Source organism: Halomonas icarae (assembly GCF_009901955.1).
GTDB classification, from domain to species: domain Bacteria; phylum Pseudomonadota; class Gammaproteobacteria; order Pseudomonadales; family Halomonadaceae; genus Halomonas; species Halomonas icarae.
On record NZ_WUTS01000001.1, the window covers coordinates 95,642 to 116,368 of the forward strand.

The 20,727-nt window shown below is 63.1% G+C and carries 16 protein-coding genes and 2 tRNA genes; 12 read left to right on the forward strand and 6 right to left on the reverse strand.

All coding sequences use genetic code 11. The features are described from left to right. Nucleotides 1-121 precede the first annotated feature (121 nt). The 3 genes from gltX to GRB80_RS00490 all read left to right on the forward strand — a co-directional run bounded on the left by gltX (nt 122) and on the right by GRB80_RS00490 (nt 1,978). Nucleotides 122-1,600 (forward strand): glutamate--tRNA ligase, encoded by a 1,479-nt coding sequence (gltX, locus tag GRB80_RS00480; protein ID WP_161422167.1) that lies wholly within the window; start codon nt 122-124, stop codon nt 1,598-1,600. Nucleotides 1,601-1,803: 203 nt separating this feature from the next. Continuing rightward, nucleotides 1,804-1,879: transfer RNA gene (locus tag GRB80_RS00485), tRNA-Ala, on the forward strand. 23 nt (nt 1,880-1,902) lie between these two features. Continuing rightward, nucleotides 1,903-1,978 (forward strand) — tRNA-Glu (locus GRB80_RS00490). 390 nt (nt 1,979-2,368) lie between these two features. Here the strand turns inward: GRB80_RS00490 and GRB80_RS00495 are convergent. Both GRB80_RS00495 and gltA read right to left on the reverse strand, forming a co-directional pair. Further along, on the reverse strand, nt 2,369-3,259 hold the full coding sequence (locus GRB80_RS00495) for an NAD(P)-dependent oxidoreductase (protein ID WP_202597137.1): 891 nt from the start codon (nt 3,257-3,259) through the stop codon (nt 2,369-2,371). Nucleotides 3,260-3,367: 108 nt separating this feature from the next. Then, nucleotides 3,368-4,651 (reverse strand): citrate synthase, encoded by a 1,284-nt coding sequence (gene gltA, locus GRB80_RS00500; RefSeq protein ID WP_132041362.1) that lies wholly within the window; start codon nt 4,649-4,651, stop codon nt 3,368-3,370. A gap of 450 nt (nt 4,652-5,101) precedes the next feature. Here gltA and sdhC point away from each other — a divergent pair, with 450 nt between their 5' ends. The 9 genes from sdhC (at nt 5,102) to sucD (ending at nt 16,752) form a co-directional block, all read left to right on the forward strand. Continuing rightward, a complete protein-coding gene (gene sdhC, locus GRB80_RS00505; protein ID WP_132041363.1) occupies nt 5,102-5,479 on the forward strand; it encodes a succinate dehydrogenase, cytochrome b556 subunit in 378 nt (125 codons plus the stop codon). After that, on the forward strand, nt 5,473-5,820 hold the full coding sequence (gene sdhD, locus GRB80_RS00510; RefSeq protein ID WP_132041364.1) for a succinate dehydrogenase, hydrophobic membrane anchor protein: 348 nt from the start codon (nt 5,473-5,475) through the stop codon (nt 5,818-5,820). The genes sdhC and sdhD overlap by 7 nt, the downstream gene beginning before the upstream one ends. A 3-nt stretch (nt 5,821-5,823) precedes the next feature. After that, entirely contained in the window at nt 5,824-7,596 is a 1,773-nt protein-coding gene (sdhA, locus tag GRB80_RS00515; RefSeq protein ID WP_132041365.1) for a succinate dehydrogenase flavoprotein subunit, read from the forward strand. Between the two features lie 26 nt (nt 7,597-7,622). After that, a complete protein-coding gene (locus tag GRB80_RS00520) occupies nt 7,623-8,327 on the forward strand; it encodes a succinate dehydrogenase iron-sulfur subunit (protein WP_132041366.1) in 705 nt (234 codons plus the stop codon). 327 nt (nt 8,328-8,654) lie between these two features. Then, nucleotides 8,655-11,489 (forward strand): 2-oxoglutarate dehydrogenase E1 component, encoded by a 2,835-nt coding sequence (locus GRB80_RS00525; protein ID WP_161422168.1) that lies wholly within the window; start codon nt 8,655-8,657, stop codon nt 11,487-11,489. Nucleotides 11,490-11,531: 42 nt separating this feature from the next. Next, nucleotides 11,532-13,070, forward strand: a complete 1,539-nt coding sequence (gene odhB, locus GRB80_RS00530) for a 2-oxoglutarate dehydrogenase complex dihydrolipoyllysine-residue succinyltransferase (RefSeq protein WP_161422169.1) — start codon at nt 11,532-11,534, stop codon at nt 13,068-13,070. A 63-nt stretch (nt 13,071-13,133) separates the two neighbouring features. Then, nucleotides 13,134-14,576: a dihydrolipoyl dehydrogenase gene (gene lpdA / locus GRB80_RS00535; protein ID WP_161422170.1), complete on the forward strand. Its 1,443-nt coding sequence runs from the start codon at nt 13,134-13,136 to the stop codon at nt 14,574-14,576. Between the two features lie 137 nt (nt 14,577-14,713). Further along, complete coding sequence (gene sucC / locus GRB80_RS00540) at nt 14,714-15,880, forward strand: ADP-forming succinate--CoA ligase subunit beta (protein ID WP_161422171.1); 1,167 nt, start codon at nt 14,714-14,716, stop codon at nt 15,878-15,880. Then, on the forward strand, nt 15,880-16,752 hold the full coding sequence (gene sucD, locus GRB80_RS00545) for a succinate--CoA ligase subunit alpha (RefSeq protein ID WP_132041371.1): 873 nt from the start codon (nt 15,880-15,882) through the stop codon (nt 16,750-16,752). Before sucC ends, sucD begins: the two co-directional genes overlap by 1 nt. Before the next feature lie 85 nt (nt 16,753-16,837). Here the strand turns inward: sucD and siaD are convergent, their stop codons facing one another. Genes siaD through siaA form a run of 4 tightly spaced genes read right to left on the reverse strand, consistent with a single transcriptional unit; the run spans nt 16,838 to nt 20,624 of the window. After that, nucleotides 16,838-17,635, reverse strand: coding sequence for a biofilm regulation diguanylate cyclase SiaD (gene siaD, locus GRB80_RS00550; RefSeq protein WP_161422172.1), 798 nt, complete (start codon nt 17,633-17,635; stop codon nt 16,838-16,840). Then, a complete protein-coding gene (gene siaC / locus GRB80_RS00555; protein ID WP_161422173.1) occupies nt 17,632-18,021 on the reverse strand; it encodes a biofilm regulation phosphoprotein SiaC in 390 nt (129 codons plus the stop codon). The genes siaD and siaC overlap by 4 nt, the downstream gene beginning before the upstream one ends. 13 nt (nt 18,022-18,034) lie before the next feature. Next, on the reverse strand, nt 18,035-18,568 hold the full coding sequence (gene siaB, locus GRB80_RS00560; protein ID WP_161422174.1) for a biofilm regulation protein kinase SiaB: 534 nt from the start codon (nt 18,566-18,568) through the stop codon (nt 18,035-18,037). Nucleotides 18,569-18,605: 37 nt separating this feature from the next. Beyond that, nucleotides 18,606-20,624, reverse strand: coding sequence for a biofilm regulation protein phosphatase SiaA (gene siaA / locus GRB80_RS00565; protein ID WP_161422175.1), 2,019 nt, complete (start codon nt 20,622-20,624; stop codon nt 18,606-18,608). Between the last annotated feature and the right edge of the window lie 103 nt (nt 20,625-20,727).

Genomic DNA, 20,727 nt, shown 5'->3' on the forward strand with positions numbered 1-20,727 from the left:
AGACATTGACCCCCGATCCCGCCGATGATTCCCGGGCCACGGCTGCCGAGGCGTCAGCAGGTGCGTATAATGCGAGCACTCACTCATCCATCCACCCTCGGATCCGGGACACCGCAACGACATGACCGTACGCACGCGTATCGCGCCGTCACCGACCGGCGATCCTCACGTCGGCACCGCCTATATCGCCCTGTTCAACCTCTGCTTCGCTCGCCAGCACGGCGGGCAGTTCATCCTGCGAATCGAAGACACCGATCGCGTGCGCTCCACCGCAGAGTCGGAACAGATGATCCTCGACTCGTTGCGCTGGCTGGGCGTCGAGTGGGATGAGGGGCCCGATGTGGGAGGCCCCCATGGGCCCTATCGTCAGAGCGAGCGGGGGGAGATCTATGCCGAGTATGCCCGCCAGCTGATCGAGTCGGGTCATGCCTTCAAGTGCTACCGCACCAGCGAGGAGCTCGATGAGTTGCGTGAGTCGCGCAAGGCCGCCGGCATGCACCTGGCGCTCAAGTCAGCCGATCTCGCCCTGCCTGCCGACGAGCAGGCGCGTCGTGAGAGCGAGGGCTGGCCCCATGTCGTGCGCATGCAGGTGCCGGCGACCGGTACCTGTGTCATTCAGGACATGCTGCGCGGCACTATCGAGGTGGACTGGGCCCAGGTCGATGCTCAGATTCTGCTCAAGTCCGATGGCATGCCCACCTACCACCTGGCCAACGTGGTCGACGATCATCTGATGGGCATCACTCATGTGCTGCGCGGCGAGGAGTGGATCAACTCGGCGCCCAAGCATCAGCTGCTCTACGAGTACTTCGGCTGGGAGATGCCGGAGCTGTGCCATATGCCGCTGCTGCGCAATCCGGACAAGTCGAAGCTCTCCAAGCGCAAGAATCCAACATCGATCAATTACTATCGGCGCATGGGTTATCTGCCCCAGGCGGTGACCAACTACCTGGGTCGCATGGGCTGGTCGATGCCCGATGAGCGTGAGAAGTTCAGCCTCGATGAGATGATGGCCCACTTCGATATCCAGCGGGTCTCGCTGGGCGGGCCGGTCTTTGACCTGGAAAAGCTGACCTGGCTCAACGGCCTCTATATTCGTGAGGAACTCGACGATGAGGGGTTCCTCAAGGCGCTGATGGAGTGGGCCTTCAACGAGCAGTACGTGAAGCAGATCCTGCCTCAGGTACGCCCGCGGGTCGAAACCTTCTCGGAGGTTGCCCCTCTGGCCGGCCACTTCTTCTCCGGCGTGCCGGCGATCAGCGAGACCAGCTTCGACGCCGTCAAGCTGGGGCGCGAGGACCTGGTCAAGCTGCTGCAGTTCCTGGTATGGCGATTCGAGGTCCTGCCTGCCTGGCACAAGGAGGCGCTGCTTGGTGAGGTGAAGGCGCTCTCCGCACACTTCGAGCTGAAGATGAAGGATCTACTGGCGCCTGTCTTCATTGCCATCACGGGCTCCAGTGCCAGCACATCGGTCATGGACGCCATGGCGATACTGGGCTCCGACATGACCCGGGCGCGATTGCGTCACGCCATCGCGGTGCTGGGAGGCGTTTCCAAGAAGCAGGCCAAGCGCTTCGAGAAGGAGTTCCGGGAGCTGTAAGCTTGAAGTGCTCGGCTTCGCCGAGAGCTGGAAGAGCGTCGCTTCGCTCCTGGAAGCGAGAAGCTTGAAGAAAGGGCTTGAGATTCGAGTCGGCGAACTCTCAAGCTGCTTTTAGCTTCCAGCTTAAATATCTCGTGCAAAGCACGAGGGGGTTGACGAAGGGGAGGGGAATCAGTACTATACGTCTCGTCTTCACGGCACACGGGGCCTTAGCTCAGCTGGGAGAGCGCAACACTGGCAGTGTTGAGGTCAGCGGTTCGATCCCGCTAGGCTCCACCAAACGTGCCATGCGTGAAGATAACGTCCCATTCGTCTAGTGGCCTAGGACACCGCCCTTTCACGGCGGGAACAGGGGTTCGAACCCCCTATGGGACGCCACCTTCCTTCGAGAAAGGGCATCCAGCAGGATGCCCTTTCTTGTTCTCCGATGTCTTTCCCCGGCGGCGATCACTCTTCGAGGCTGCCTGCCATCGATCGCGATTCCGCGACGATTTTCACTTGACTTGTCCACTTTGCGGCGTTCCGGCCGGCTGTCTGTGTGCAGCCGACCGGAAATGCCCATGTCGCCGGGCTTTGTCTAAAAAGCCTTATAAAACAACAATTTAAATTAGGTCAAAAAATGATCAATCTAAGCTCAGGCCGCTTCCCATGGCGATTGTGCGACCTTTTGGAGGGGTTTTGAACAGGGTTATCCACAGAAAGTGTGGAAAACGCCAGGGCGGTGGGAAAGTCATGCTGCGGCGGCCGTGACGGACCGCCGCGAAGGGGTCAATCGAGCTTCATGGAGCGCAGGCGGCGCAGCAGGGAGGAGGTGTCCCAGCGACCGCCGCCCAGCACCTGGAGGTCGGCATAGAACTGGTCGACCAGCGCGGTCACCGGCAGGCGAGCCTGTAGCCGACGTGCCTGTTCCAGACAGATGCCGAGATCCTTGCGCATCCAGTCCACGGCGAAGCCGTGCTCGTACTCATCGGCGATCATGGTGGCGTGGCGGTTTTCCATCTGCCATGAGCCGGCCGCGCCCTTGGCGATGACGTCCACCACGCGTTGCCTGTCGAGGCCGGCCTGCTCGGCGAAGTGCAGTCCCTCGGCCAGTCCCTGGACCAGGCCGGCGATGCAGATCTGGTTGACCATCTTGGTCAGCTGGCCGCTGCCGACAGGCCCCATCAGTGTCACCGCGCGGCCGAAGTGGCCGAGCAGTGACTCGACGCGAGTGAAGTCGGCCTCGTCGGCGCCGCACATGATGGTCAGGGCGCCATTCTCGGCGCCCTGCTGGCCGCCGGAAACCGGGGCGTCGATAAAGCCGATACCCTGCTCACGGCAGGCGGCATCGAGCTCCTCGGCGAGGTCGGCCGAAGCGGTGGTGTGGTCCACCAGCAGGCTGCCTGGGGCCATGCCGTGCAGGGCGCCATCCTCGCCGCGGATAACCTGGCGGACATCATCATCATTGCCGACGCAGACCAGCACCAGGTCGGCTCCGCTGGCGGCTTCACGCGGTGTGGCGTGGTGGCTGCCACCGTACTCCTCGCTCCAGGCCTTGGCCTTGGCCGGGGTCCGGTTGTAGACGCGCACGTCGAGGCCGGCACGGGCCAGGTGGCCGGCCATGGGATAGCCCATGACGCCCAGGCCGATAAAGGCGACTGTCGAGATAGTATTGCTCATGGCTCTCTCTTCATGTGGGTGGTCGAACGCTGTCAGGATGCAGAAAGCCGCCCGAAGGCGGCTCTCTGCAGCATAACGTGTGCGGCAACGGGGCGCGCGTAACCGGGCTTACTTGCCAGGGTAGTCGCGCTGGTCGTGGCCGGTGTAGAGCTGGCGGGGGCGACCGATCTTGTAGCTGTCGCTGAGCATCTCGTTCCAGTGGGAGATCCAGCCGATGGTCCGGGAGACCGCGAAGATCACCGTGAACATGTTGGTGGGGATGCCCATCGCCTTGAGGATGATGCCGGAGTAGAAATCGACATTGGGGTAGAGCTGGCGCTCGACGAAGTACTCGTCCTCGAGAGCGATCTGCTCCAGACGCTTGGCGATCTTCAGCTGAGGATCGTCGATGCCGAGCTCCGCCAGAACTTCGTCGCAGGTCTCCTTCATCACCTTGGCGCGCGGGTCGAAGTTGCGATAGACGCGGTGACCGAAGCCCATCAGCTTGAACGGATCGTCCTTATCCTTGGCCTTGTCGATAAAGCGCTGGATGTTCTCCTCGGAGTCATCTCCGATCTCGTCGAGCATCTTCAGCACGGCCTCGTTGGCGCCGCCGTGGGCCGGTCCCCACAGCGCGGCGATACCGGCGCTGATGCAGGCGAAGGGGTTGGCACCGGTGGAGCCCGCCAGACGCACCGTGGAGGTGGAGGCGTTCTGCTCGTGATCGGCGTGAAGCATGAAGATGCGGTCCATGGCACGCGCATAGACCGGGTTGATCTTGTAGTCCTCGCACGGGGTGCTGAACATCATGTAGAGGAAGTTCTCTGCATAGTTCAGATCGTTGCGCGGGTAGTTGAACGGCTGGCCGACGTTGTACTTGTAGGACATCGCCGCGATGGTCGGCATCTTGGCGATCAGACGGATAGCGCTGATGGTGCGATCCTGCTCGACGTTGATGTCCATATGGTCGTGATAGAAGGCAGCCAGGCCTCCAACCACACCGCAGAGGATCGACATCGGGTGGGCGTCACGGCGGAAGCCCTTGAAGAAGTTGATGATCTGGTCGTGGACCATGGTGTGGTTACGCACACGGGACTCGAAGTCCGCGTACTTGTCATCATCGGGCAGCTCCCCGAACAGCAGCAGATAGCACAGCTCGACGAAGTTGGACTGCTTGGCCAGCTGATCGATCGGGTAGCCGCGGTGCAGAAGTACACCCTTGCCGCCATCGATGTAGGTAATGGCGGACTGGCACGAGGAGGTGGCCATGAAGCCGGGGTCATAGGTGAACAGACCCTCGGCGCCGAGTCCGCGGACATCGATAACGTCGGGGCCTAGAGAACCCGAATAGACGGGCAGTTCGATCGTCTTTTCCAGGCCGTCAACCGTAAGCGTCGCTTTCCTGTCAGCCATGGAAGGCCTCCTCTCGAGTTCGTGTTAGGGCGATAAGTCATTCATTCTTGGGCATCTTCGCTGGGGGAGCCGGCGAAAAAGGTTTGCCCACTATAGAAGCGTCCCAGCGATTGTCAATTGGTCAATGGTGCGCTGCCGCATGTGCAAGGGAGTTGCTCCTGTCCAGGAGCTGTCTAGGAATTGGTGCATAGCACCATGTGGGCTGCGGGGCGCCAACGGCGCAATAAAAACTGCGCTAAAGGGAGAGCAGCAGGCTTTGCACCATTGTCTAGTCAAGGCGCTCCCGGTTTGTCATGGGGCGGTCGGGCCCCTATAATCCACCCCGCGCGACTGGCAGGTAAAGCCGGTCTTGCCGCCCCCCCGGCAACGGCCGATGCCTTCCCGAAACCACCGCCCGCCCGGAGCCACCCGAAGCTTACCGTGTGGGCCATAGAGAGTGTGTAGAGAGCCGTGAATAGCAAACGACCCGTAAATCTGGATCTGTCCACGATACAGTTTCCGCTACCCGCCCTGACGTCGATCGCTCACCGCATCACAGGCGTCATCCTCTTCATCGGTACCATCTTTGCCTTCTGGGCACTGAGCGAGTCGCTCTCATCGCCGGCAGGTTTCGCCGCGGTAAGCGATGCGCTGGCCGGCAATTTCCTGGCCAAGCTGATCGCCTGGGGCCTGCTGTCGGCTCTGGCCTTTCACTTCGTGGCCGGCATCAAGCACCTGGTCATGGATATGGATATCGGTGTGACCCTCGAGGGCGGCCACAAGAAGGCGCAGATCACCGTGGTGGCCAGCGCCGTACTGATCATTCTGGCGGGAGTCTGGGTATGGTAACCAATATCACGAACCTCGGCCGCAGTGGCCTCTCCGACTGGCTGATCCAGCGGGTCTCCGCCGTTATCCTGGCGGCCTATACGCTCTTCATCGTTCTCTATCTGCTGTTCAATCCGGATCTCGACTACCTGACCTGGAGCGGCCTGTTCGCCCAGACCTGGATGCGCATCTTCTCGCTGCTGGCCTTTATCTCTCTGGCTGGCCACGCCTGGGTTGGGCTGTGGACCGTGACGACCGACTACCTCAAGTCGACCGCCACTCGCCTGACCGTTCAACTTCTTGTCATCCTGGCCATCTTCGCCTTCCTGGTCTGGGGCATTCAGATTCTGTGGGGAGCTTGATTCATGTCCAACATGCGTAGCCTGTCCTTCGACGCGATCATCATCGGCGGTGGTGGTGCCGGCCTGCGAGCCGCCCTCGAGCTGGCCAAGTCCGGCAAGAAGACCGCGGTGCTCTCCAAGGTCTTCCCGACGCGCTCGCACACCGTGTCTGCCCAGGGTGGCATCACCTGTGCCATCGCCTCGGCCGACCCCAATGACGACTGGCGGTGGCACATGTACGACACCGTCAAGGGCGGCGACTATATCGCCGACCAGGATGCCGCCGAGTACATGTGCTCCGAGGGCCCCAAGGCCGTCTTCGAGCTCGAGCACATGGGTCTGCCATTCTCGCGTTTCGACAATGGCCGCATCTATCAGCGCCCCTTCGGCGGTCAGTCCAAGGACTTCGGTGCCGGCGGCCAGGCCGCGCGTACCTGTGCCGCGGCCGACCGTACCGGACACGCCCTGCTGCACACGCTTTATCAGAACAACCTGAAGAACAATACCACCTTCCTCAACGAGTGGTACGCCGTCGATCTGGTCAAGAATGCCAATGGCGACGTGGTGGGCTGCATCGCCATGGATATCGAGACCGGCGAAGTGGTGCACGTCAAGTCCAAGGCCACCGTCCTGGCGACCGGCGGTTCCGGTCGCATCTATGCCTCCACCACCAATGCCCTGATCAATACCGGTGACGGCGTCGGCATGGCGCTGCGTGCTGGCTTCCCGATGCAGGACATGGAGATGTGGCAGTTCCACCCGACCGGTATCTACGGTGCGGGTACCCTGGTGACCGAAGGCTGCCGCGGTGAGGGGGGCTACCTGGTCAACAAGGATGGCGAGCGCTTCATGGAGCGTTACGCTCCCAACGCCAAGGACCTGGCCGGTCGTGACGTGGTGGCCCGCTCCATGGTCATGGAGATCCTCGAGGGGCGTGGCTGCGGCGAGAACGGCGATCACGTCTACCTTAAGCTGGATCACCTGGGCGAGGAGGTCCTCGGCAAGCGCCTGCCCGGCATCGTCGAGCTCTCCAAGACCTTTGCCCATGTGGATCCGGCCAAGGAGCCGATCCCGGTGGTGCCGACCTGTCACTACATGATGGGTGGCGTGCCGACCAACGTGCATGGCCAGGCCATCATGCGGGGTGAGGATGGCAAGGATCAGATCGTCAACGGCCTGTTCGCCTGCGGCGAAGTGGCCTGTGTGTCGGTTCACGGTGCCAACCGTCTGGGCGGCAACTCGCTGCTCGACCTGGTGGTGTTCGGTCGCGCGGCCGGCATGTTCATCGAAGGGGCGCTCAACGAGGGTATCGACTACCTCGATGCCTCCGAGTCCGATATCGAGACGGCGATGAAGCGCATCACCCGCTGGAACGAGTCCGAGAGCGGCGAGACGGTGCCGGAGCTCAAGCGTGAGCTGCAGGCCATCATGCAGAACTCCTTCGGCGTGTTCCGCGAAGAGGAGAACATGCAGAAGGGCGTCAAGCAGCTGGCCGAGCTGCGTGGGCGTATCGACAATGCCTACCTGCCCGACAAGTCCAACGCCTTCAACACCGCTCGTGTCGAGGCTCTCGAGCTCGATAACCTGATGGAAGTTGCCGAGGCGACCGCCATCGCGGCACTGGAGCGCAAGGAGAGCCGTGGCGCACACTCTCGCTACGACTACCCGGACCGTGACGATGTCAACTGGCTGAAGCACTCGCTCTACTTCCCGGCCGACAAGACGATTGGCAAGCGCGACGTCAACTTCGCGCCGAAGACCGTCGACACCTTCGAGCCGAAAGTCCGTACCTACTAATTCAGCTAACACGAGGGTGAGTCACGATGCTTCAGGTATCCATCTACCGCTATAACCCGGAGACCGACTCCGCGCCGTACATGCAGGAGTTTCAGGTCGACACCCAGGGCCGCGACATCATGGTGCTCGATGTCCTGCACATGATGAAGGAGCAGGACAACGGCCTGGCCTACCGTCGCAGCTGCCGCGAAGGCGTGTGTGGCTCCGATGGCATGAACATGAACGGCAAGAATGGCCTGGCCTGCATCACCCCGATCTCCGAGGTGGCGAAGGGCAACAAGCTGGTGCTGCGCCCGCTGCCGGGTCTGCCGGTCATCCGTGACCTGGTGGTCGACATGGGGCTGTTCTACCAGCAGTACGAGCGTATTCAGCCGTACCTCCAGAATGACGAGCCGGCGCCGGCCATCGAGCGCCTGCAGTCGCCGGAGGATCGCGACAAGCTCGACGGCCTCTACGAGTGTATCCTGTGCGCCTGCTGCTCCACGTCCTGCCCGTCTTTCTGGTGGAACCCGGACAAGTTCGTGGGGCCGGCGGGGCTGCTGCAGTCCTATCGCTTCCTGGTGGACTCCCGCGACACGGCTACCCGTGAGCGTCTGTCCGAGCTCGAGGATCCGTTCAGCGTGTTCCGCTGCCGCGGCATCATGAACTGTGTGGCGGTGTGTCCCAAGGGGCTCAACCCCACGCGCGCGATCGGCAAGATCCGCGAGATGCTGCTGGCCGACAGTACCTGAGCCGATGGCACTTAAATCGAGCTCCGTGGCTTGTTATCATATGCCGCAGCTCACCCCCTGTGACCCCGTGTCGCAGCGGGTGATGACATAGTGTCGGAAGCCGGTGCCCTGGGCGCCGGCTTTTGACCATGGGTTCAGTGACCACAGGTTTAGTGACCATAGGTTCAGTAACCACAGGTTCCGTAACCACAGATTCAAGATTTCCGGCCCATGATGGCCGGAGATGCCGGAAACGCATGGGCCCCAGCCGGCAGGGCACCACCGATGTCGCCGTGGCCGCGTCGCGGTGACGCCGATCACACCCCATCAGTGCAGGGTGACCGAGAGATGCAACAAGGCATAATGGAGTTGATGTGGCGCTCCTCGCACGTCAGTGGCAGCAATGTCCACTACGTGGAAGCGCTATACGAGCAGTACCTCGATGACCCCTCCGCCGTTCCCGACGAGTGGCGCCAATACTTTGACGAGCTGCCGCGCCCCGATGACGGCCCCCACCATGATGTTTCCCTGACCCCCGTCCGCGAACAGTTCCATCAGCTGGCCAGGCAGCGCCGTACGGCACTCGCGCCCGCTGCCGCCGATGGCGAGGAAAATCGTAAGCAAGTCAGGGTTCTGCAGCTGATTAACGCCTACCGCTTCCGCGGTCACCAGAAGGCTGATATCGATCCCCTCAAGCTGCGTAGCGAGACGCCGGTCCCCGACCTCGACCTCTCCTTCCACCAGCTGACGAAGGCCGATCTCGATACCGAGTTCCAGACCGGTTCGTTCTTCCTGGGCATGGACAAGGCACCGCTCAAGGAGATCGTCGACGCCCTGGAGAAGACCTACTGCCGCTCCATCGGCTGCGAGATCATGCACATCGTCGATACCGAGGAGAAGCGTTGGCTGCAGCAGCGCTTCGAGTCGGTACGCAGTGCGCCAGCCTTCAGCAACGACGTGCGTCAGCACGTGCTGGAGAGGCTGACCGCCGCCGAGGGCCTGGAGAACTATCTGGCCTCCAAGTATCCGGGGACCAAGCGCTTCGGCCTGGAGGGGGGCGAGTCCTTCATTCCGATGATGGATGAGTTGATCCAGCGTGGCGGTGGCTATGGCATCAAGGAGGTGGTGATCGGCATGGCCCACCGCGGGCGCCTCAACCTGCTGGTCAACATCCTTGGCAAGAACCCCGGCGAGCTGATCGACGAGTTCGACGGCAAGAAGGTCATCGAGCGTGGCTCCGGTGACGTCAAGTACCACCAGGGGTTCAGTTCCAACGTCATGACGCCGGGTGGCGAGGTGCACCTCGCACTGGGCTTCAACCCCTCTCATCTCGAGATCGTCGCCCCGGTGGTCGTGGGCTCGGTGCGCGCCCGTCAGGATCGCCGTGACGATAGCGAAGGCAACAAGGTACTGCCGATCAACATCCATGGTGATGCCTCGTTCGCCGGTCAGGGCGTGGTCATGGAGACCTTCCAGATGTCCCAGACCCGTGCCTACAAGACCGGCGGCACGGTACACATCGTCATCAACAACCAGATTGGCTTTACCACCTCGCATCCCGAGGACTCGCGTTCCACGGAGTATTGCACGGATATCGCCAAGATGGTTCAGGCGCCGGTCTTCCATGTCAATGGTGACGACCCCGACGCCGTGCTGCACGCGACCCAGGTGGCCCTGGATTATCGCCAGCAGTTCAAGAAGGACGTGGTGATCGATCTGGTCTGCTACCGCCGCCGTGGCCACAACGAGGCCGACGAGCCCAGCGGCACCCAGCCGATGATGTATCGCAAGATCAAGGATCACCCCTCCTCGCGGGCGATCTATGCAGAGCGACTGGTGGCCCAGGGCGTCCTCACCGAGGAAGAAGCCAAGGCCATGATCGAGACCTATCGCGAGGACTTGATCGCCGGCAACCATGTGGCCAATGCCCTGGTGCAGCAGCCCAATACTTCGTTGTTCGTCGACTGGAAGCCCTATCTGGGACATGAGTGGACGGGCTACGCCGACACCTCGGTCCCGATGAAGAAGCTGCAGCGCCTGGCGGCGAAGATGTGCGAGATTCCCGATGGGATCGAGGTACAGCGCCAGGTGGCCAAGATCTACGCCGACCGGCGCAAGATGCAGGCCGGTGGCCTGGCCCTCAACTGGGGCTTCGCCGAGACCCTGGCCTACGCCACGCTGATCGACCAGGGGCACCCGGTACGCATCACCGGCCAGGACGTGGGACGCGGTACCTTCTCTCACCGCCATGCGGTGGTGCATAACCAGAAGGATGGCAGCGCCTATGTGCCGCTGCAGTACATGGCCGATGGTCAGCCGCGCTTCACGATCCACGACTCCTTCCTCTCCGAGGAGGCGGTGCTGGCCTTCGAGTATGGCTATGCCACCACCGCTCCCAACGATCTGGTGATCTGGGAGGCGCAGTTCGGTGACTTCTTCAACGGCGCCCAGGTCGTGGTCGACCAGTTCATCTCCTCCGGCGAGACCAAGTGGGGCCGCCTGTGCGGGCTGACCATGCTGCTGCCCCATGGCTATGAGGGGCAGGGCCCCGAGCACTCCTCGGCACGCCTGGAGCGCTTCCTGCAGCTGTGCGCCGAGCACAACATGCAGGTCTGTGTGCCGACCACCCCGGCGCAGATCTTCCATCTGCTGCGCCGCCAGGTGATTCGCAAGGTCAGGAAGCCGCTGGTGGTGATGTCGCCCAAGAGCCTGTTGCGCCACAAGGATGCGACATCGAGCCTGGATGAGCTGGCCGATGGCGGGTTCCAGATGGTGCTGGCCGACCAGGCCAAGCTGGAGGCCGAGAAGGTCGAGCGCATCATCCTGTGTGCCGGCAAGGTCTACTATGACCTGGCCGCCTGGCGGGAGGAGAATGCCCGTGATGATGTCGCCATCCTGCGTGTCGAGCAGCTCTACCCCTTCCCGAAGGAGGAGCTCTTCGAGGCGATCAAGGCGTACACCAACGTCACCGACATCGTGTGGTGCCAGGAAGAGCCGCTCAACCAGGGCGCCTGGTACCCGAGTCAGCACCATATGCGTGCCGTCGCGGAGATGCTCAAGGACGGTCTGGGTGGCAAGCTCAAGTTTGCCGGTCGTCCGGCATCGGCGGCACCCGCGGCCGGTTACATGTCCGTGCACACCGAACAGCAGCGCCAGCTGGTGGAAGACGCCTTCAATCTGTAATGGCGCCCACCGGGACGAGAGAGAACTTACAAGGGATACGACATGGCTACCGAGATCAAGGCCCCAACCTTTCCGGAATCCGTTGCCGAAGGCAGCGTCGCTGCCTGGCACAAGAAGCCGGGTGACAGCGTCGAGCGTGACGAGCTGATCGTCGAGATCGAGACCGACAAGGTGGTGCTCGAAGTGCTGGCCCCCGAGGCGGGCGTTCTCTCCGAGACGCTGGTCGAGGAGGGTGACACCGTGGAGTCCGAGCAGGTGCTGGGACGTATCGGTGAAGGCGAGGCCAAGGGCGGCAAGGCGTCGGCAGAGAGCGGCGACAAGCAAGACGCCAAGGCCGAGAAGCCGGCTGCCGGCGGCGGCGAGAAGCATGAGGTGAAGGCGCCGACCTTCCCCGAGTCGATCCAGGAAGGCACCGTGGCCAGCTGGAACAAGCAGGTCGGTGAAGCGGTCAAGCGCGACGAGGTGCTGGCCGAGATCGAGACCGACAAGGTGGTGCTGGAAGTCGTGGCGCCCGCCGATGGCGCCCTCGTCGAGATCAAGGCCGAGGAGGGCAGTCAGGTCGAGTCCGAGGCGGTGCTTGGCATCTTCGCCGAGGGTGCCGGCGGTGAGGGAGCCACGGCCGCCGATGTCGAGCCGGCTGCCTCCGCCGATGATGGCGCCAGCGACGAGCAGGTGGGGGACAAGATCCTGGCCCCGGCCGCACGCAAGCTGGTGGCCGAACATGACCTCGATGTCAGCAAGATCGAAGGGACCGGCAAGGGCGGTCGCATCCTCAAGGAGGATGTGCAGCGCGCCGTCAAGGAGGGCTCTGCCGCCAAGGGCGCCAAGGCGTCCACCGGTGCCGCCAAGGCAGCCTCTCCGGCGCCTGCCGTCGAGGGCGAGCGACCCGAGAAGCGTGTGCCGATGAGTCGCCTGCGCCAGACCATCGCCAAGCGTCTGGTTCAGGCCCAGCAGACCGCCGCCATGCTGACCACCTACAACGAGGTGGACATGGGCGCGGTGATGGCGCTGCGTGCCCAGTACAAGGACACCTTCGTCAAGACTCACGACGTCAAGCTCGGTTTCATGGGCTTCTTCGTCAAGGCGGCCAGCGAGGCTCTCAAGCGCTTCCCTGACGTCAATGCCTCCATCGACGGTACCGACATCGTCTATCACGGCTACCAGGATATCGGCGTGGCGGTCTCCACCGATCGTGGCCTGGTGGTGCCGGTACTGCGTGATACCGACAGCATGAAGATCGCCGATGTCGAGAAGGGCATCGTCGACTTCGGCAAGCGGGCGCGTGACGGCAAGCTCGGCATCGACGAGATGCAGGGTGGTACCTTCACCATCACCAACGGCGGTATCTTCGGGTCGCTGATGTCCACGCCGATCATCAACCCCCCGCAGACGGCGATTCTGGGCATGCACAAGATCCAGGAACGCCCCATGGCGGTGAACGGCAAGGTCGAGATCCGTCCGATGATGTACCTTGCGGTCTCCTACGATCACCGCATGATCGACGGCAAGGACGCGGTGCAGTTCCTCGTCACCATCAAGGAGCTGCTGGAAGATCCGGCACGCCTGCTGCTGGATATCTGAGCGGCACGAGCCGCCGGCTGATCCCGGCGGCGCCTGAACCCAAGACATGCAACAGGAGCCAATATGGCCGACAAGTTTGATGTGATCGTGATCGGTGCGGGCCCCGGTGGCTACGTGGCCGCCATTCGTGCCGCCCAGATGGGCCTCAAGACGGCCTGTGTCGAGAAGTGGATCGGCAAGGAAGGCAAGGTCGTGTTCGGTGGCACCTGCCTGAACGTGGGCTGCATCCCGTCCAAGGCGCTGCTCGAGGCCTCCCACAAGTTCGTCGAAGCCAAGCACGACTTCGATGATCTGGGTATCCAGGCCAGCGACGTCCAGATGGACGTCGAGAAGATGATCGCCCGCAAGGACAAGATCGTGAAAAACCTCACCGGTGGCATCGCCGGCCTGTTCAAGGCCAATGGCGTGACCGGCATCGAGGGAACCGGCAAGGTGACCGGTGGCAAGCAGGTCGAGGTCACCGACCAGGATGGCAAGGCCACCACCTACGAGGCCGATAACATCATCATCGCCGCTGGCTCCGTGCCGGTGGAGATCCCGCCGACTCCGCTGACCGACGACATCATCGTCGACTCCACCGGTGCCCTGGAGTTCACCGAGACGCCCAAGCGCCTGGGTGTGATCGGCGCCGGCGTGATCGGTCTCGAACTGGGCAGCGTCTGGAACCGCCTGGGCTCCGAGGTCACCGTGCTTGAGGCCATGGACAGCTTCCTGCCGATGGTCGACGGTGCCATCGCCAAGGAGACCCAGAAGCTGCTCAAGAAGCAGGGGCTGGATATCAAGCTGGGCGCCCGCGTCACCGGCTCCGAGGTCAAGGATGGCGAGGTCACCGTCAAGTACAGCGACGGCGACAACGACCAGGAGATGACCTTCGACAAGCTGATCGTCTGCGTCGGCCGCAAGCCCTACACCCAGGGTGTGGTTGGCGACGGCGTTGGCGTGGAGACCGACGAGCGCGGCTTTATCCAGGTCGATGACCAGTGCCGCACCAGCGTGCCGAGCGTCTACGCCATCGGCGACTGCGTGCGCGGCCCGATGCTGGCTCACAAGGCGTCCGAAGAGGGTGTCATGGTGGCCGACATCATCGCCGGCCATAAGGCCGAGATGAACTACGACGCCATCCCCAACGTCATCTACACCTTCCCTGAGGTGGCCTGGGTCGGCATGACCGAGCAGGATGCCAAGGCCAAGGGCATCGAGGTCAAGACGGGCGCCTTCCCGTTTGCCGCCAGCGGTCGCGCCATGGCCAACAATGCCACCGAGGGCCAGGCCAAGATCATCGCCGATGCCGAGACCGACCGCGTGCTGGGCGTGCATATCGTCGGCCAGCATGCCGGCGAGATGATTGCCCAGGGCGTCATCGCACTGGAGTTCGGTTCAAGCGCCGAGGATCTGGCGCTGACCTGCTATGCCCACCCGACCATGTCGGAGGCGGTGCATGAGGCCGCGTTGGCCGTGGAAGGCCATGCCATCCACATGGCCAATCGCAAGAAGAAAAAGAAGTAAGGATAACAAGCGCCGCCCTCCGGGCGGCGTGCCCCTTCCGGCGATGCATCGGAGGGGACGGTGGTGCCTCCTGAGTCAGACCGCCGAGGTCGAGCCGGGGCGCCGTTCGAGTCACATGCAACCAATGGCATGAATCGATGAACCTTCACGAGTATCAAGGCAAGCAGCTGTTTGCCGACTATGGTCTGCCGGTGTCCAAGGGCTTTGCCGTGGATACCCCCGAAGAAGCCGCGGAAGCCTGCAAGAAGATCGGCGGCGAGATGTGGGTTGTCAAGGCCCAGGTCCACGCTGGCGGCCGCGGCAAGGCCGGTGGTGTCAAGCTGGTCAAGAGCGCGGAGGAGGCCAAGGCCTTCGCCGAGCAGTGGCTGGGCAAGAACCTGGTGACCTTCCAGACCGACGCCAATGGTCAGCCGGTCGCCAAGATCCTGGTCGAGACCTGCACCGATATCGCCGACGAGCTGTACCTGGGTGCCGTGGTCGACCGTGGCACCCGCCGCGTGGTCTTCATGGCCTCCACCGAGGGCGGTGTCGAGATCGAGAAGGTCGCCGAGGAGACCCCCGAGAAGATTCTCAAGGCCGAGATCGATCCGCTGGTGGGTGCACAGCCCTACCAGGCGCGTGAGCTGGCCTTTGCCCTGGGCCTCAAGGGTGACCAGGTCAAGCAGTTCACCAAGATCTTCCTGGGCCTCTCCAAGATGTTCCACGACAAGGATCTGGCACTGCTCGAGATCAACCCGCTGGTGATCACCGACGAGGGCAACCTGCACTGCCTCGACGCCAAGATCGGCCTGGACGGCAACGCTCTCTACCGCCATCCGGACCTGCAGGCAATGCGTGACCCCTCCCAGGAGGACGAGCGTGAGGCCGAGGCGGCGGCGTGGGAACTCAACTACGTGGCCCTCGACGGCAATATCGGCTGCATGGTCAACGGTGCCGGCCTGGCGATGGGTACCATGGACATCGTCAACCTGCACGGCGGCAGCCCGGCCAACTTCCTTGACGTTGGCGGCGGCGCCACCAAGGAGCGCGTGGCCGAGGCCTTCAAGCTGATCCTCTCCGACGACAACGTCAAGGCCGTGCTGGTCAACATCTTCGGCGGTATCGTGCGCTGCGACATGATCGCCGAGGGCATCATCGGTGCCGTCGAGCAGGTCGGTGTCAATGTGCCGGTCGTGGTGCGTCTGGAAGGTACCAACGCCGAACTGGGCGCCGAGAAGCTGGCATCCAGCGGACTCAACATCATCGCTGCCGAGAGCCTCACCGATGCGGCTCAGCAGGTAGTCAAGGCAGCGGAGGGCAAGTAATGAGCATCCTGATCGACAAGAGCACCAAGGTCATCTGCCAGGGCTTCACCGGTGGCCAGGGGACCTTCCACTCCGAGCAGGCCATCGCCTATGGTACCCAGATGGTCGGCGGCGTGACCCCGGGCAAGGGCGGCCAGGAGCACCTCGGTCTGCCGGTGTTCAACACCGTCAAGGAAGCCGTGGAGAAGACCGGCGCCGAGGCCAGCGTGATCTATGTGCCGGCCCCGTTCTGCAAGGACTCGATCCTCGAGGCCGCCAACGCCGGCATCAAGCTGATCGTGTGCATCACCGAAGGCATCCCGACCCTCGACATGCTCGATGTCAAGGTCAAGTGTGACGAGCTGGGCGTGCGCCTGATCGGCCCCAACTGCCCGGGCGTTATCACCCCCGGCGAGACCAAGATCGGCATCATGCCGGGCCATATCCACAAGCCCGGCCGGGTCGGCATCGTGTCGCGTTCCGGCACCCTGACCTACGAGGCGGTCAAGCAGACCACCGATCACGGCTTCGGCCAGTCCACCTGCGTGGGCATCGGCGGCGACCCGATCCCGGGCTCCAGCTTCATCGACATCCTCGAGATGTTCGAGAAGGACCCCGCCACCGAGGCGATCGTGATGATCGGCGAGATCGGCGGCACCGCCGAGGAAGAGGCGGCCGCCTACATCAAGGCCAACGTCTCCAAGCCGGTGGTCTCCTACATCGCCGGCGTCACCGCGCCTCCCGGCAAGCGCATGGGCCACGCCGGTGCCATCATCTCCGGTGGCACGGGTACCGCGGACGAGAAGTTCGCCGCCCTGGAAGATGCCGGTGTGAAGACCGTGCGCTCCCTGGCTCAGATCGGCGACGCGCTGAAGGAAGTGACCGGCTGGTAAGCCAAGTTCGTCTGCAAGCGATGTAAAAAGGGCGCCTTCGGGCGCCCTTTTTCGTAGGCCTTTTTCGGGGCGAGGGGCAGGGGATCTATGCCTCGGCGAGGCAGCAGCGGTCGCGCCCCTGGCGCTTGGCGGCCAGCAGGGCCCGGTCGGCGCGCTCGATGGTGGCCTGATACCCCTCGCCGGGCTGCCATTCGGCGATGCCGGCGCTGGCGGTGATAAAGACCGAGAGGGTATCGCCATCGGCTGGTATTCTGAGGCCTCGTAACTGATCGGTCAGTCGCTGCACCAGGAGGTGGGCCTTGTCGAGTGGCGTCTCTGGCAGCACCAGCAGGAACTCCTCCCCGCCCCAGCGCCCGCACATGTCATGCTGTCGCAGCGACCCCATCAGGTGCTTGGCGAGGGTCACCAGGACCCGGTCGCCGGTGACGTGCCCATGGCGGTCGTTGACGGCCTTGAAGTGGTCGATGTCCAGCATCACCAGGCTCAGCGTACCGCTCTGGCGAGCGGTACCGACGGTCAGCCCTTCCAGCCGTTCATGCAGACAGCGTCGGTTGGCCAGGCCGGTCAGGGGGTCCTGGCGCGAAACATCCCGGAGCGCCTGGTTGCGCTCGTGCAGGAGGTCTTGAAACCCGTCGGCGATGCGCGATAGCTTGTGCTGGCGTCGGTGTTGACGCTCGAGCTGCTGCCGTGTCTCCTGCAGGTCCTGCTGGGCCCCCTTCTGAAAGCCGTCGGCGATGGTGACCAACCGTTCCAGCCGCTCCTGCTGCGCCAGGTGACGACGATAGAGGCGCTGAAGCGCCGAGTGGAGCCTGTGCCCTCGGTACTCTTCGATCGCCAGTAGGTCTGCCACCTCTTCCAGCAGCTCCCGTTCGCGTTGGTTCACGGAGCGACTTCCATGGCACGAATCACGAAAGGGTAGCTGCAGTCCTCCTTGAACTCCTCGGCCAGCTCGGCGATGCGGTCGTTGCGGGCATCGTAGTGCCACACGACCTCGACCCGGCGCCCTCCCTGGTAGGCCTCCTCGAGCAGGTCGAAGATATCCATCATCACCTTTACCGAACTGGTGTTGAGATAAACCAGCTCGAGACAGAGCTCGAGAGGGCGCGACTCCTGGGCGAGATAGGCCTCGACCCAGCCGATCACCGGGCCGAACAACTCATAGGAGTTCTCCGGATAGGAGTCCCCCTGCATGCAGAGGCGTCCCGCTTGCCAGTCACTCTGAATGGCAGGGGTGGAAACGCTGCCCGCAAGGTTCAGATCCTGGTTCATGATCACTCTCCCTTTAGATGGTCGCCGTCAGGCTGAAGAAGCTTTGGCCCGAGGATAGTGGTTGCAGAGACGCGACCAGCGGCCGGGTCGACTTGCGCGCCATGTCGATCAGCCCCAGGCCCGCACCGCTGTCGGCCGACTCGTCGCGGGGGCGTCGCAGCTGCTGCTTGTAGGCACGCTTGAGAGCCGCCGCATCCAATGGGGCCAGGCTCTCCACGGCCGCAACCAGGCGTTGTCCGTCGGCGTCTTCCACCAGGTTGCCTGCCGATACCTGATAGCGGCCTTCGCTGTCTCTCGCCACTGCGATGGTCGCGGTCGCATCCTCCTCGCCATATTCGCGGCGGGTCGCATAGTGACGGATATTCTGGGTCATCTCGATATAGACGGCGAAGACATCCATGGCCGCCGATGGTGCCGCAGACTGATTGTTCAGGTAGTTGCGCAGCGCGTGCCCGATCTCCTCGATCAGGCTGCGTGAGATGGGGCCGTTGAAGCACAGCATGATGTGCTGCTGGAGATAGGTGTTACGCAAGGTCAGAAGGTCCATGGCCTCTCCACGTATAAGATTGGTGGTGATGCTGTGATCAGGTATCCGCTGGCTCGGCTGGCGTGAAACGAAAGCATAGCAGGGTGACGTCGTCGCGCTGAGAATGCTGGCCTCGATAGGCATCGAGCTCCGCCTCGTAGCGGGCGATCTGCTGATCAAGGGGGGTGGCGGCATGGCGCTTGAGCATCTTCTCGAAGCGCGCATTGCCAAAGCCGAAGCCGTGCTCCCCTCCCGCCTGGTCGAGGAAACCATCGGAGCAGAGGGAGTAGGTCCAGTGATCATGCAGCGGGAGAACGCGGTTTTCGTAGGTCATGGCGCGCCTCTGGCCCAGGGCGCGGCGGCCGCCGGAGTAGATCGCCAGCTCCTCACCGTCGCTGGCATAGAGCGACAGCTTGGCGCCGGCGAACGTCAGTTGGCCAGCGCCGTGCTCGATCCAGACCAGGCCAATATCCATATTGGTGGCGATGGAGGCGGGCAGGCTCTCGTGATGCAGCGTCTCGCGACTCTGGCGGTGGGTCTCGTTGAGGATACCCGCCGGGTCGTCGGCCCCCACCTTGCGGATGGCGTGGTCGATGATCGCTCGAGCCAGCATGGTCATCAGTGCCCCTGGCACACCATGCCCGGCGCAGTCGACCACCCCCATCAGATAGCCGCTATCGGTGGCATGAAAGATGTAGAAGTCACCGCCGACCTGGTCTCGCGGGCGCCACAGCACGGCATGCTGGTCGGCAAGGTGGCGCGCCATCTGGCGGTCGGGAAGGATGGCGCGCTGGATAATGCTGGCATACTCCAGTGAGGCGTCAATCTGACGCCGTGCCGCGATCATCTGCGCGTTGCTGGACTCCAGGGCCTGGGTTCGCTGGCGAACCTTCTCCTCCAGCTCCTGGGTATGATGCTCAATCTGAGCCGCCATATGCGAGAAGGCGCGCGACAACTCGCCGATCTCATCGCTGCGCTCGACGGGAAGTCGGCTGCCGTAGTCGCCGTCGGCGATCGCCTGGGCCGAATGCTGGAGTCGGCGCAAGGGGGCGAGAACCAGGCGTTCGATACCATAGGTGAATCCCGCCAGCAGGATCAGGAACACCAGCAACAGGGAACTTGCCAGGGGCAGGAGCCAGCGACTGTCGATAAGCGGGGCGCTCTTCAGGTCCAGGGCCGTCACCAGCAGCCACTGTAGCTCGGGGATGTAGCCCACCGAGAGTAATCGCGGCTCGCCCTTCAGCTCGGCGTCCAGGACTTGCACCTCGCCGGGGCGTAGACGGGCCTCACGCATGGCCGACTCCAGTCGCTCGCGCTGCGCGTCGCTGCCAAGCAGCGCCTGTAGGTGGGGGGCATCGTCGCTGAGCTCGGTTAAGGCACCAGAGCTCAACGCCAGCTGGTTGCGGTCGGGGTGGGCCTGAATGGCGCCTCGGGCGTCGATGATAAGCGGCGTCAGGCCCTGGGCGCTGCTGCGCATGAAGTCGTTGAGGAAGCGGCTCAGGTCGAGGCCGCCGCCGGCCAGACCCAGCGGCCGGTCGCCGTCCATGATCTTGACGTTCAACCAGACCTTGGCCAGCCCCAGCTTGGCGTCGAGATTGACGTTGATGTTGTAAGTGTTGCTGCCAGCCATGGTCGCGAAGTACCAGGCGTTGTCGGGGTCATCGGGGTCGATTCGGTAGCGGGGCAGGTGACTCTCGCTCGAGACATCGTCGTTGAAGTAATAGTTGCCGGTGCCGTGATTGACGATGAAGTAGGCCTCGCCGCTGAACTGGCTGCGAAAGCCCTCGGCCTCACGGAAGAAGCGGTCACGCCGGGTGGCATCATCCGGTGCGGCCAGCCACTCTCGGGTTACCACCGAATCGGCGAATCGCCGCGACAGGGCGAGCTCTCGGGAAACTGGCGCGAGAATTCGCTGCATGTGCAGAAGGGTGTACTGCTCGGCGTAGCGCGTGGCGAAGTGGTGGCGGGCACTGTCGAGTGCTTGCCAGCCAATCAGAAGGGCTGGAATCAGGGCCAGTAGACAGGCCAGCAACAGGCTCAGTGTGGACTGCCCGCGCAGTCCCCAGCGATAGGCCATGGGGTTTCCCTTGCGTCGATCCCGAGGCTGCCTGGCGTGACCGGCTTATTCGGAACCCTGGTTCTTCATTGTTGGATAAACAATGCCACAATTGCCGTGGTTC